This window comes from Moorena sp. SIO3A2 (assembly GCF_010672265.1).
GTDB classification, from domain to species: Bacteria; Cyanobacteriota; Cyanobacteriia; order Cyanobacteriales; family Coleofasciculaceae; genus Moorena; species Moorena producens.
This window is the reverse complement of record NZ_JAAHHC010000019.1, coordinates 63,786-77,938: the sequence shown is the minus strand read 5'-3', so window position 1 is coordinate 77,938 and position 14,153 is coordinate 63,786. Positions and strand designations below refer to the sequence as shown.

Genomic DNA, 14,153 nt, shown 5'->3' with positions numbered 1-14,153 from the left:
GTGCGATCGCTGATCTTATAGAGTGCGTTAACAAAGTGTAACGCACCTCTTTAACTATCAGTGTGTTCGCGTAGCGTGGCCATAGGCCAATCACTTATCCTAGGGTTAACACTCCCATGGGAAAATCCACAACTAAACGCTTTGTTCGTAACCACAAAACACCTAAAATAATATTCACCAATTCATTCCCTCCTAACACCTCAACCGTAAACTCCTCTTCCTCAATAACCACCTTGGCCTCATATAAATTAAACTGTGCTTCTCCCCTTGCTGTTTGCATATCTCTTGTATAGTTATAATTTCTCCACCCTAAACTATCTGCATCTTGATTATCAATAGCTAACCAACCCGTAAACCCTGTATCTAACATCGCCATTACGGGAACAATCTCTCCATCAGCAGAGATCAAGCCAACTTCAAAAAACAACTCTCCTCGATTATTAAATTCCCCTTGGATCATATTGTTCCACAAGTTCCTGTTTCATTAATTCGCATAATAATACATTTTTTTTGTGGATGTTGAGAACGTGATTTTGCCAGCGCTACCTTTTCATTTTCATCGATAAAATACTCCCCACTATCAGGTTCAATAATAATAAACCAATCATAATGCTCTTGAATCAACTCTGGTTGTACTCGCTCAAAGACCTCTCGACAACGCTTATAAAATACTGCATCTTCAGCTTTAATTCTGGCTTTTTCTTCAGGAGACAGTCGTTTCTCCGGAAAAACCCGTCCTCGCCTTACAGTGTGATGGGAAGATGATTGTGTCATTTTAGTGATACAAAACGCTGTAGATAGGTTTATAATAACAAATATATCCCTCCTCAAGTTATTTCACCCTCTCCTGCTAATAAAGGCATAAGGGGTGACTTGTTCAAAATATTACATAATGCTCCATAAACTAGCCAATTATTCGGGTATAGATGATCAGCTTTCTCAATAGCTTCAACCGCCCTCTTATTTTCACCCCTGTCAGACAAAAACCGGGCATAATAACACCAGCCATTAGGATTATTTGGATACTCCTCAGTAAACTGCTTCAATATAGCCAGGCTTTTTGCTGATTCTCCTCGCAACCGATAATAGTCAGCCTGCAACTTATGAGCATCAGCGGAGTGGGGAGCCAGTTTCAATACAGCATTAACTATCTTTTTAGTCTGCTTCCCTTCCTTACCCAATACTAATTTCATCTGGCAACGATAGGCCAAGCGTCGTTTTAAAACTGAGTAATCACCAGGAGCTAACTCTTCTGCTCGACTTAACTTCAACTCTGCTGACTGAAAATCACCTACTACTAGGAGTGCGTCATAACTGTGAATCAAAGCCACAATATCATCTGCCTGAAGTAACAAGATTTTATCAAAAGCGTTCAAAGCAGCGTGAGGATGATCCAGTTTCATTTCAACTTGCCCCAATGCCAGCCAGTGAGAGGGATTTTCTGGCTCAGAAGATGCCGCTGTCTCAAAGGCTTTTACTGCTTTGTCTGGCTGACGGCGACAGACTTCTATCAAACCCCGGATATGATGCCCAGTAGCAACATTACTGGATAATGGCAAAGCACTGTGATAAACCTCAATTGCCTTAGCCACCTCTCCCATCAACTGTAAAAGTTTCCCGAGTTTCAACCTTACCTGAATTAATTGAGGTTGCCGCTGAATAACTTGGTCATACTCCTTAACAGCCTGCTCCCAGTTTCCAGTTTCATAGAGTAAATCAGCCAATTCCAACCGTTTTTTCCATCCAGAGGGATACTGCTGCACATAGTTAGTTAAGGTTTTCAACTTCTGCTGTTTTCGGGTGTTTTTTTTATCTAATACCAGTTTTACATTTAACTCGATCTTTGAAGACTGGGATGAAGACTGGGATAAGGTTACCAAACAGGGGGTAGTGTTTCTAGACATATCGCTGTTACCTGATAATTAATCTGATCATTAATTTGCTCAAATTTGCACTCTGTCGTCGGAGTTTGAGATGAAGTAACTGATTTATGAGTTTTAAACTCATCGAAAAAATCATCTTTTACAACTTCTTTTAACAAAGGAGGATAATCATCCATTCCTGATAGATACCGCTTTAAGTGCTTTTCCATAATTGCTCGCCCCTTTTGAATGCGTTTGTAAACGCTATCCACCGATAGAGCAAGTTTTTTAGCAATGTCTGAGTAGGGTATATCTTGGTAAAAATGCAGCACAAAAGGCTCTCGCAGTTGGGGAGACAGAGCCTTTATTTCACGGCAGATGTACATTTTTAACTCGCGACGGAGAATAGCTGACTCAGGAGAGTACTGACTAGACGCTAATGTTTGGTGTTCTCCCACTGCCATTTCTTCAATGCTCTCCATACCGATTGCAGCTTTGTGGCGTTTTCGATGCAGATCCACGCACAGGTTATGAGTCATTCGAGTTAGCCATGCTTTGGGATTAGTAATTTTTTCGGCGTGGTGTGGTAGTTTCTCCCACGCCTTGATTCTGGCCAAACTTAATGCTTCTTCAGCATTGGTGCGATCGCCTCCCATCCAAGTTACGCACCGACCGTAAAGATAGTCTTGATTGAGTAGCCATAATTTCCAAAAGGCAGTGCGATCGCCTTTAGATATACGTTTTAATAGATTAATATCGTCTAATTTTGTTTCTGTTTTCATTTTTTTTTAGGGAATTGGGAATCGGGAATCGGGAATCGGGAATCGGGAATCGGGAAACAATTCTGTGTACCTCATAGCTACGAAAAACGCTGTATATATTAATTTTGATGCTGCATCACTTCTTTTTGTTTAACGTAAATTTTTTTCAGGTGCTTCTTAACCGTATTGAGGCTGATATATAGCTGTTGGGCAATTTCTTCGTAAGTCAAGTTGGCTTTTTTTAGTAACCAGACTTCCTCCTCCCGTTGACTTAGTCCATAGTTAATAACATCAGTGATAGCGGAATTTTTGGTAGATTGATGTTTATTCTCTAGGGTTACTAACAGATAAGGGTCGCGGGATAATTCTAAGGTTAACCATCTCACCCTAACCCGAAACTCAACTGACTTATTCACTTTAATTTCATCTTCGATAATTAGTTTGCGATCGCTAAACAACTCACGACTATCAATTAATGATTGGCAAACTCGCCAAATTGGCTCAGGAATAGAATTTATCGGTGACTTACCTTGAGAGATTTGAGAGCACATTCGACGTCCAGACTCATTGGCATGAAACCACTCTTGGTTAGTAGTTATAATCAGCACCCCATCAACAAAGCCTTCAATAATTGCTTTGATCAGTAATGGCAAACCTTCGTCTGAATTTAACTCGGGCTTACTGGTTTCGGCTTTAGTAGCTTCTTCACTGCTTGAATCAGCAACTTGGTTAACATCAATACCAATGGTTTTGGTCAAGAGTTGTTGATTAGTCATGGTGAAATATAATTATGATAAATTAATTGGGGTTATTCGTAAGCATTAAGCTATCAGGCTTCAGCTTAAAATAAACCTGGTTGGCGTAGCGTGCCCATAGCGAAACGGTAGAATTGAATAGTTCGAGATTAATGATAATTTAAAGTCTGGGTAAAAGCTCTTGGCCGTTGGCCACAACCGCTGTGAATTCACTCAAATTAAACGAATGCTGAACTGTTTTATTCTGGTTTCCTAGTTAACCCTGCCCATAGCGCATAAGCTGAATGCTGAATGCTGAATGCTGAATGCTGAAATTATTATCAAAAATAAATTCGCTGTAATCAGCTAGGTTATCTAGTCCAAGGAAGTTGAGTAAAATTTCCAACACTAGCCATAATGTTGTTCTGGCTAATAGTTTTTTATAAAGCACATTCATGGTTTTCTTTAGGATAAAATTACTAGAATATATAGCAGTTGTTTGACTCAGTGGTGCGTTACGGGCAGCAACCTAACCCGGGGCTTGAGGCTGAAAATTAGGGTGAGCGCCCCTAGGGAGTGTCTTCAAACTCGGAGATCCCCCTAAATCCCCCTTAAAAAAGGGGGACTTTGAGTATGGCTCCCCCCTTTTTTTAAGGGGGGCTGGGGGGGATCATAATCATGCGACAAACTTTGAAAACACGCCCTAACGCACCCTAAAGAACTATTGCCTATTGCCTATTGCCTATTGCCTATTGCCTTTTGCTTTAAATTGCTATATATTCATAAAACCCGACTGCATACTGACTTACCGCCTGAGATGATCTGACTTGTGACTAACTTGTGAATAATTTGTGACTGACTTTTCGTCTGTCAATGGTATAATTCCGGCATTCAAGATTCCATCAGCCATGCCCAGGTCGCTCAAAGTTCGTCAGGAGTGCATTGAAAAAGTTAAACTGGCAGTCAGGCGTAACGGTTTTCCGAGCCAGAGGGCTTTGGCTGAAGATGTGGGGTTTGCCTTAGCCACAGTTAGCAACTTCCTAACTGGCAAACCCGTTGACTATATTACTTTTGAAGAAATTTGTCATAAATTGGCACTGGAATGGAGAGCCATTGCCAATTTAGATTTTGACCTGCCATCCCAGGCTGTAGATGATGTAATATCCCAGACTGTAGCTCAAAACCCACAGATCAGAAGCTCTAGCAAACGCCAAGACTTGGGAGAAGCAATTGATGTTACCAATTTCTACGGGCGCAAGGAAGAATTAGCCACACTCAAACAATGGATTATTAGTGACCATTGCCGACTGATTACCTTAATTGGCATGGGTGGAATTGGTAAAACAACTTTGTCTGTCAAGTTAGCCCAGCTTCTACAATCGGAATTTCAGTACCTGATTTGGCGAAGTTTGCGTAATGCGCCACCCATTCACGAGCTTTTGACCGACCTGATTGGGTTTTTGTCCCATCAGCAAGAAACCACTTTACCAGAAAGCTTAGATGGTAAAATATCCTGTTTAATCGACTATCTGCGGGCAGAGCGTTGTTTGTTCATCTTAGATAATGTAGAGTCAATTCTATCCCCTGACCAACGGGCAGGAGCCTATCGCCCAGGATATGAAGGCTATGGGCAGCTGCTCAGAAGCTGGGGGGAGACTAACCATCAAAGTTGTCTGGTGTTGACTAGTCGGGAGAAACCCAGAGAAATTAGAAATAAAGAAGGTGTAAATGCTCCCATTCGTTCCCTGAGGTTACCTGGTTTAACCGAGGGAGAAGGGGAAAAAATTCTCGCAGAAAAAGGCTTTTCTGTATCAAAAGAAGAATGTCAAGCACTGATAAAGTTTTATGCAGGCAATCCTTTAGCGTTGAAGATTGTTTCCACCACAATTTATGAGTTGTTTGACGGCGACGTGGCTCAGTTTTTAGAAGAAGGCACTATTGTATTTGGTGATATTTCCGATTTACTCGATCAGCAGTTTAATCGCTTGTCAACGTTAGAAAAACAGGTGATGTACTGGTTGACAATTAATCGAGAATTGGTTTCATTTAAGGAGCTACAACGGGACAGTATTCCAGCGGTTTCCTTCAAACATTTATTAGAAACCTTAGAATCTCTCCAATTGCGGTCACTGATTGAGAAGACCTCGGGTAAATTTACTCAACAACCCGTGGTGATGGAGTATGTCAGCGATCGCTTAATTGAACAGATTTTCTGCGAAATTCAAACGGGAGAAATAGCACTATTGGAGCGCTGTGCCTTAATCAAAGCCCAAGCCAAAGATTATCTGAGAACTACCCAAATTGAGCTGATTCTAAAACCGATTACCGAGCAACTACTCAACCTGCTTGGTCTCTCGGAAAATGTGCAAAACTATTTGAATCAAATTTTATCAAAACTGAAGTCTTTTCCCCCTCGAAAACCAGGATATGCCGGGGGGAATGTTCTCAATTTACTCTGGCAGCTTAATCTTGACCTGACTGGCTATGATTTTTCTAACTTAACGGTTTGGCAAGCTTACCTACAGGGCATGAATTTGCATGGAGTCAACTTTTCCAATGCCGATTTAAGTAAGTCGGCTTTGACTCGCACCTTAGGAGGAGTTTTATCAGCGACCTTTAGCCCAGATGGGAAACTCCTGGCAACCAGTGTGGATAATGAGATTTGGTTGTGGGATGTTGCCAATATCAAACAAATTATTACCTGCAATGGTCATAGGGCTTGGGTGCAATGCCTGGCTGTTAGTCCAGAGGGAGAAATTTTAGCTAGTGGTAGTAACGACCAAACCATCAGGTTGTGGAATGTCCAGACCGGGCAATGTCTAAAAACATTGCGAGGCCATACCAGTTGGGTGCAATCCCTAGGGTTTAGTCCAGAGGGAGACATTTTAGCCAGTGGTAGCCATGACCAAACGGTAAAGCTGTGGAATGTTCACACCGGAAAATGTCTGCAAACCTTGTCAGGCCATAGGAATCCGGTATTTTTTACTACTTTCAGTCCCAATGGACAAAGGTTGGTCACTGCCAGTGAAGACCAAACGGTGAGAGTCTGGGATGTCAACACTGGTTCTTGCCTGCAAGTCCTAGAAATCTCCATCAATTGGATATTATCGATTGCCCTTAGCCCAGACGGACAAACATTGGTAACTGGAAGTGATGGCACAACGGTAAAATTTTGGGATTTAGCCAGTGGTGAGTGTATCAAAACCTTACCAGACTACAACAGTTATGTGTGGTCAGTTGCTTTCAGCCCAGATGGTAAAACACTGGTCACCGGTAGTGAGGATACAACGGTTAAAATCTGGGAAGTGGAAACCGGGAAATGTCTGCAAACGTTGCACGAGTATAGCAATTCCCCTTTAGGTAATAGCTACCCTTCACGAATTTGGTTGGTTGCTGTTAATCCCGATGGTCAAACCTTGCTGAGTGTGAGTGAAAACCAAACCATGAAGTTATGGGATATCCACACAGGACAATGTTTAAGAACAGTGGAGGGGTATAGTAATTGGATCTTATCCGTTGCTATTAGTCCAGATGGTGAAATGTTGGCCAGTAGCAGCGAAGACCAACGGGTAAGATTGTGGGATATTGAGACGGGGCAATGTCTACAAATCTTGTCAGGACATACTAATCTGGTCTCATCCGTTACCTTTGCTCCCAAAGACGATCAGATTCTGGCCAGTAGCAGTGACGACACAACTATCAAACTTTGGGATGCAAATACAGGAGAGTGTTTGCAAACCCTGTGGGGACACGATAGTTGGGTGCATTCGGTCAGCTTCAGTCCAGAGGGAGAAATTTTAGCCAGTGGCAGTCGTGACCAAACCGTAAAGCTTTGGGATTGGCATACCGGAGAATGTCTGCACACCTTAGAAGGGCATCTTCACCATGTCAAAACTATTAGTTTCAGTCCCTGCGGTAAAATCCTAGCCAGTGGTAGCCATGACAACACTATCAAACTTTGGGATGTCAGTACGGGAAGCTGTCTACAAACATTGCCAGGTCACGGGGATTGGGTTTTATCGGTTGTGTTCAGTCCCAGTGGAAATCTGCTGGCGAGTGCCAGTGGAGACCAGACGATTAAACTGTGGGATGTTGAGACGGGGCAATGTCTACAAACCTTATCCGGTCACACATCTCGAGTCAGAACCATTGCCTTTAGTCCAGATGGCAAGACTTTAGCCAGTGGCAGTGATGACCAGACTGTTCAACTTTGGGATATCACTACAGGTACTGTTCTTAAACTATTTCAGGGACACCACAAAGCAGTCCGGTCAATTGCCTTTAGTCCTAATCGTCCTGTGTTAGTGAGTAGCAGCGAAGATGAAACCATTAAGCTTTGGGATGTGGAAACCGGTAAATGTGTAAAAACCCTGAGAATTGATCGACCCTATGAAGGGATGAATATTAAAAACGCCATTGGGTTAACAAAACCTCAGAAAAACACGTTAAAAGCTCTAGGTGCAGTAGAGAAAGGCTAAGCCAGCTTGTAGGGTGGGCAAAAACAGTTTGGTTTTTTGGAGTATTCTTGTCGGAGATTACTTTGCCCACCCTACTTGAATTGGTATTTTTTGTATACGCAAGTACCCTACCTATCCGAGGAGTCAGGAGCTTTAATTCAGGGCTCAAAATACCCTGAATTAAAGCCTGGCAGCGCAATGGTTCTATATCCCTTGACAAATCAGCTCTTAATATGCTATAGTATAAATAGAGATTATTATCATACAGCAGGGTAAGCTCAAGAAATATTCAGCCAAAATGTGATCTAGGGCAAGGATTATGACCATAGTAAGCCTTGATTCTTAGCACTATAGCGCTTATTTATCGCTATTGTTAAGAATAATTCGGCGTTGCTGAATTGAAGTATTAATTTAAATCCTCTGGTTTTGGGAAAGCCCCCGTTGGTCCCCATCTGTAAAATAGCGTTGCATCCGTGCTCTTCCCCCCCCGGTGCGCTTACAGTCGTCGAATTAAATTCGCCACTGCTCCCACCGCAGTATTGGGGGGTTAGGGGGGCTAGGGGGGCTCAATCATACCCAGAATCAGCAACGCCAATAATTCCTCTTTATTGAGTCTTGCGCTTACCCTGTATCATATCAGTTGGGGTTAAAAAAAGTGGCTATGGAAAATACAGAACCTAACCAAAATTCTGAAGATCAAGTAGTAGAAAATACATCTGGCGATACTAACCCCTTAGGGGACGCTCGCTCCGACTCTCAGGAAACAGTAACAACTCCTGAAGAAGCTGAAGTAAAAGCTGAATCGAGTGATGAAAATGTCGAAACAGATAATCAAGACACTAAAGAAATTCCCGCACCAGAATCTAATCCAACTACTAGTGAGCGTTCTCCAGGAAAAACCGATAGAGGTTTATAATCCAGGAGTTATATTCTTGGGCGAGAATTGACCAACTCAGCCGGGAGCATGTCACCTTTGTAATTAGGTACATAGATCCCCCCTAACCGGGAGCATGTCACTTATGCAGAACATTTGTACGCTTATCTGGGTAATAGGTAATGGGTAATAGGTAATGGGTAATAGGTAATGGGTAATAGGTAATGGGTAATAGGTCATCAGGGGAGCATGTCACAAATGCCGAATATTTGTACATTATCTATAGCCCCCTCATGGGTTTAAGCTTGCTCTAATGGTACATAGTACTTTTGTTCTGCAACTTTGACCTGCTCCCCCCCTAACCCCCCTTAACTAAGGAGGAAATTAGATAAAAAAGTGCTGCTGATGAAGGATAGAATTAGATAAAAAAGTGCTACTGATGAAGGAGGAAATTAGAGCAAAAAGTGCTACTGATGAAGGAGGAAATTAGAGCAAAAAGTGCTACTGATGAAGGATAGAATTAGAGCAAAAAGTGCTACTGATGAAGGAGGAAATTAGAGCAAAAAGTGCTACTGATGAAGGAGGAAATTAGAGCAAAAATTCCCCCTTATTAAGCACGGAATTAGATGAAAAAGTCCCCCTTATTAAGGGGGATTTAGGGGGATCTCAATCAGGAATTAACAAAACTGGAACTCCTTCAATAAGTATTAAGAGAATGCCATGACCTACAATATATATGGGCTGCTGGTAGCTATTGATGAATATCCCAGTCCTGTTCCTTCTTTGAATGGCTGTGTCAATGACATCCTAGAAATACAGGACTATTTGCAAGGGCGGGTCGCTGCAGATGGAGATAAACTTCACATCCGCACACTCTTGAATCAAGATGCTACCCGTAAGGCAGTTATTGATGGTTTTCGGGAGCATTTGTGTCAAGCTAGCCGTGAAGATGTTGCTTTCTTTTACTACGCGGGACATGGTTCTCAAGAGCAAGCCCCACAAGAGTTTTGGACAATAGAACCAGACCGATTGGATGAAACTCTAGTCTGTTATGACAGTCGCACTGAGGGGGGTTGGGACTTGGCTGATAAAGAGTTAGCCAAGCTAATTTCTGAGGTAGCTCAGAACAACCCCCACACTGTTATTATTTTAGACTGCTGTCACTCGGGTTCTGCAACCCGTGGCGAACTAGAAGCAGAAACAGCAATTCGTAAAACTTCCACCGACAAACGTCAGCGACCCTGGGATAGTTTTATTTTCTCCTTGAGTGAAACTGACAAATTATCAGCTGCCCTCAGCCCAGAAAAAAATCCTAGTGGTTGGAGTTTCCCTACAGGAAAACATATCGTCCTAGCCGCTTGTCGAGATAGTGAGACGGCGAAAGAATTCAACAGCAATGGCCAACCAAGAGGTGCGTTTTCTTACTTTTTACTGGATACCTTAAAGAAAGCCAATGGCAGCCTGACTTATCGGGATTTATTCAAGCGTGTCAATGCCCTAGTCCGCAGTAAGATCAACGCCCAATCTCCCCAAATCGAAGCGACGGAGTTGAATGATTTAGACCAACCTTTTCTGGGCGGTGCGATCGCTAACCGCACACCCTACTTTACTGTCTTCTATGACAAAAACCACGACTGGGTGATTGATGGTGGTGCAGTTCACGGCATTTCTCAACCGGTTCGAGATCAGACTACAATACTTGCCTTATTTCCCTTTGACACCCCTATAGAACAACTACGTCAACTCTCAACGGCAGTAGGTGAGGCAAAAATTTTGGCAGTAATGCCCCAGCTGAGTAAAGTTCAAATTAGTGGTATTGGGGATTTAGATCCCGAAATGACCTGGAAAGCAGTGATCATTAGTCTGCCCCTGCCACCGAAAGGGGTTTTATTGTCAGGAGAATCAGCTGGTGTAGAATTAGCCCGTAGCACCCTGCTCAACACTGGTCACAATCAGCCTTCGTTGTATGTTCGGGAAGTGGCAACCCCTGAAGCTGCCGAGTTTAAGTTACTGGCTCGTGACGGTAACTATTTAATTACACGACCAGCGGATGACCGTCCTCTAGTGGCTGCCATTTCAGGTTACACCGATGCCACTGCCTTGCAGGCGATTCAGCGATTAGAACATATCACCCGTTGGCTGACTATCACTGAACTGGCCAGCCCAGCTACCAGCCGCATTCGCCCCGATGCTGTGCAAATGCTGATTTACCAGCAGGATGGGCAACCTTTGCTAGATACTGACATTCGCCTGGAATATCGACAGGAAAATGGCAGGTGGCGATCGCCCACATTGAAAATTAAGCTGAAAAACACCAGTAATGAGCCGCTTTATTGCGCCCTGCTCGATTTAACCGACCGTTACGCCGTCTCAGCTGAGTTGTTAGATGGGGGCGGAATTTTTCTGCAACCAAGGGGGCAAGAGGGAGATCAAGTCTGGGTTAATCGCGGCAATCCGATTTGTCCTACGGTGCCCCAACAACTATGGCAACAAGCGGGGATTACGGAAGTTAAAGATATTCTCAAACTGATTGTCTGCTCCACGGAATTTGATGCCACTTTGCTCGAACAACCAAAACTTGACCTACCTCAACGTCCCGTGCCTACAGCCCATCGCGGTCATGGTACCCTGAACCGCTTGATGCAAAGGATTCCAGCTCGTGACCTCCCCAGCAGACCAAAAGAATACGAAATCTATGATGACTGGTTAACTAGCCAAATTAGCATTACTACCGTGCGTCCTCTACACAGTACTCCTATTCCCACAGGGGACGAGTCTGTCTTTCTGGGAGTAGGTTCCGCCCTATACGCCCATTCCGAATTTAGAGCAAAGGCACGTCTAACCACTCTCACCCAATCAACCAGGGATTTAGGTAATCATATGTTACCACCGATACTGCGGGAGGACCATCCGGGCATTGAGTCATTTGAGTTTACTAGCAGTCGGGGAACGGATCCTGGTTTAAGCGCGCTGGAATTAACTGAGGTGGAAAATCCGTCAGCCGTTACACCGAAAAATCCCCTGAAAGTTATTGTTGATCGACCCCTTGCTTCTAATGAACAACTGTTACCCATTAGCTACGATGGGGAGTTTTTCCTGCCTTTGGGACGGGCTCGGTCTACCCCGGAGGGCAAAACGGAGATTTTACTGGAACGGTTAACAGAACCAATTAGTGAAGGTAGCCGCAGCTTGGGGGGTTCGATCCGAATTTTCTTCCAAAAAGTAGTGTTTCAACAACTGGGGCTAGAGTTTAATTACCCAATTTTGGCAGCAGCGGATGTCACTGGCTCTGGAGTGGTCAACTATACAAGAGATGTTGAACAAGTCAAGTCGCGGGTTGCCCAAGCCCAACGCATAGTCCTCTACATACACGGTATTATTGGCAATACCAAGAGCTTGCTGCCCAGCCTTCGCTCCGCCCAGGTTGAGGTGGATGGAACAGAAAAACCCCTGGCCGAATTGTATGATCTGGTGCTTACCTATGATTATGAGACTATAAATACCTCAATTGTAGAGAATGCTAAATTGCTGAAGCAGAGACTACAAGCTGTAGGGTTAGGGGAGAACCACGGTAAAATTTTTCACATTGTCGCCTACTCCATGGGAGGGTTGGTTTCTCGTTGGTTTATTGAACGAGAAGGAGGTAATCAGGTAGTTGGGCATTTAATTATGCTGGGTACACCCAATGCTGGTTCCCCTTGGTCTACGGTTGAAGATTGGGCATTAGCTACCTTAAGTATCGGTTTAAATGGGCTGTCAGAATTTACTTGGCCAGTACCAGTGATGGGGATTTTGCTTAAGGCTATTAACCGGTTTGTTGATGAGATTGAAACTATTGATATTTCCCTAGACCAGATGCATCCTGGTTCTGAGTTTTTGGAACAATTAGCAGCAAGTCCCGACCCCAAAGTACCTTACTCAATTATTGCTGGTAATACATCTATTATTCCTGCCGCCCTGAAAGCAGAAGCCAATCAAACTTCTAGTCCCTTGCAACGACTAATGCAGAAGTTATTTGATAAAGCTGTAGTTATGGCTTTCTTTGAGCAACCCAATGATATCGCTGTTACAGTACAAAGTATAAAAAGCGTAGGTTCAGACCGGAATCCACAACCGCAAATCCAGGAAATCGGCTGCGATCACCTGGTTTACTTTGCTGAACCAGTGGGGTTAACTGCGTTTTCTCAGGCGGTGATTCAAGCCCTAGAAAATAACTCTGACTTTGGATCTAAAACTGCTGCTACAAATACTATAGTTGCAAATCCTGTAGTTAATATTATTACTAATAATTCTCCAGAAAACAAAGCACTGAAATGGTGGATTATTGGGGTAGTTGGGGTATTAGTCGCGGCTATTGTGGGTTGGCTGGTATTAAAGCCATCCAATAATACCGAACCTAGTAATCAATCTCAACTAAGCGATAATTTAGGTCAATGATGGTAAATTGTTTTCACCAAATCTTGGTCATTTTTAGCACAAAACCCGCCAGTTCCGGAGCACCGCTAACGGTTTCAGGATTGTCCAAAATCTCTGGTTTGTGATTAGGACGATAAATGTAAATTTTCCGGTTGTGGCGGTCGATTAACCAACCCAGTGATGTGCCATTATCAAGGTATTCTTGCATTTTGTCTTGCAAGGCACTGAGTGTATCGCTGGCGGAACGTAACTCGATCACAAAGTCGGGGCAAATGGGGGCAAAGGAAGCTTTCTGTTCCTCGGTTAAGGCATTCCAGCTCTCCAGTTTAATCCAACAGGCATCTGGAGAGCGGATCGCTCCATTGGGCAAGGTAAAGCCGGTGCTGGAGTCAAAGGTTTCACCCGTACCGTCGAGATCAGCCCAGTTAGCCAATTGTTGAGCAATTTTAAGGTTCCGATTGCCTGTATCGGAAAAGACTGGGGGCATAATCACAACTTCTCCACTGGCGGTGCGCTCAATTCGTAGATCTCGATTGGCTAAACAGAATTCAGAAAACTGGGCAGCAGTCATGGGGATGATCCCAGGAAGATTCACCATCACAGGGACAGTTTGGGTTTGAATGAGTAGCCTAGTCATTATAGGGTTTGTATCTAGTTTGTAAACACGCTGATTGCATAAAAAGGCTTGGATACAAGAGGGGAAAGATATATCCGCCCATGACCCTAGGGGTTGTCTTCAAACTCCGAGATCCCCCTAAATCCCCCTTAAAAAAGGGGGACTTTGAGTATGGCTCCCCCCTTAATAAGGGGGGCTGGGGGGGATCTAATATCTTGCGGAAAACTTTGAAAACACGCCCTAGGGGTTGTCTGCCAAGGCGATATGTAAAGATTTATTACAAAACTAATAATCTCTTCATAAAGTAAATAGATTCTCTTGATGAATAAATAGAGACCCTTCCAATTTGGAAAAACTATACTCCATTCAGCTGTGTGAGCGTTATTATCCCGCCCACATAAAAATATATATTTGCCAAAATTGGATGCTTCAA

10 protein-coding genes are annotated in these 14,153 nt (G+C 43.5%); 3 read left to right on the top strand and 7 right to left on the bottom strand.

Annotated features, from left to right (window positions below):
- Positions 1–94: 94 nt before the first annotated feature.
- The 5 genes from F6K64_RS21485 to F6K64_RS21465 form a co-directional block, all read right to left on the bottom strand.
- Positions 95–460, bottom strand: a complete 366-nt coding sequence (locus tag F6K64_RS21485; RefSeq protein WP_287266285.1) for an aspartyl protease — start codon at positions 458–460, stop codon at positions 95–97.
- The gene (locus F6K64_RS21480; protein WP_287266282.1) at positions 457–774 is read right to left on the bottom strand and encodes a hypothetical protein; all 318 of its coding nucleotides are present in this window, start codon (positions 772–774) and stop codon (positions 457–459) included. Before F6K64_RS21480 ends, F6K64_RS21485 begins: the two co-directional genes overlap by 4 nt.
- Before the next feature lie 53 nt (positions 775–827).
- A complete protein-coding gene (locus F6K64_RS21475; protein ID WP_287266281.1) occupies positions 828–1,904 on the bottom strand; it encodes a tetratricopeptide repeat protein in 1,077 nt (358 codons plus the stop codon).
- On the bottom strand, positions 1,874–2,644 hold the full coding sequence (locus F6K64_RS21470; RefSeq protein ID WP_287266279.1) for an RNA polymerase sigma factor: 771 nt from the start codon (positions 2,642–2,644) through the stop codon (positions 1,874–1,876). The genes F6K64_RS21475 and F6K64_RS21470 overlap by 31 nt, the downstream gene beginning before the upstream one ends.
- A gap of 98 nt (positions 2,645–2,742) precedes the next feature.
- Positions 2,743–3,399, bottom strand: coding sequence for a helix-turn-helix transcriptional regulator (locus F6K64_RS21465; RefSeq protein ID WP_287266278.1), 657 nt, complete (start codon positions 3,397–3,399; stop codon positions 2,743–2,745).
- Positions 3,400–4,265: 866 nt separating this feature from the next.
- Here F6K64_RS21465 and F6K64_RS21460 point away from each other — a divergent pair.
- Positions 4,266–7,835: a WD40 domain-containing protein gene (locus F6K64_RS21460; RefSeq protein WP_502708057.1), complete on the top strand. Its 3,570-nt coding sequence runs from the start codon at positions 4,266–4,268 to the stop codon at positions 7,833–7,835.
- A gap of 640 nt (positions 7,836–8,475) precedes the next feature.
- Complete coding sequence (locus tag F6K64_RS21455) at positions 8,476–8,730, top strand: hypothetical protein (protein WP_008189203.1); 255 nt, start codon at positions 8,476–8,478, stop codon at positions 8,728–8,730.
- 97 nt (positions 8,731–8,827) lie between these two features.
- Here F6K64_RS21455 and F6K64_RS21450 read toward each other — a convergent pair whose 3' ends face one another.
- The gene (locus F6K64_RS21450) at positions 8,828–8,965 is read right to left on the bottom strand and encodes a hypothetical protein (protein WP_154659939.1); all 138 of its coding nucleotides are present in this window, start codon (positions 8,963–8,965) and stop codon (positions 8,828–8,830) included.
- A gap of 443 nt (positions 8,966–9,408) precedes the next feature.
- Between F6K64_RS21450 and F6K64_RS21445 the strand changes: the two genes are divergently transcribed.
- A complete protein-coding gene (locus F6K64_RS21445) occupies positions 9,409–13,125 on the top strand; it encodes a DUF7379 domain-containing protein (RefSeq protein ID WP_287266275.1) in 3,717 nt (1,238 codons plus the stop codon).
- A gap of 13 nt (positions 13,126–13,138) precedes the next feature.
- Here the strand turns inward: F6K64_RS21445 and F6K64_RS21440 are convergent, their stop codons facing one another.
- Positions 13,139–13,741 carry a Uma2 family endonuclease gene (locus F6K64_RS21440; protein ID WP_287266274.1) on the bottom strand — a complete coding sequence of 201 codons (603 nt, stop codon included), beginning with the start codon at positions 13,739–13,741 and terminating at the stop codon, positions 13,139–13,141.
- Positions 13,742–14,153: the final 412 nt, after the last annotated feature.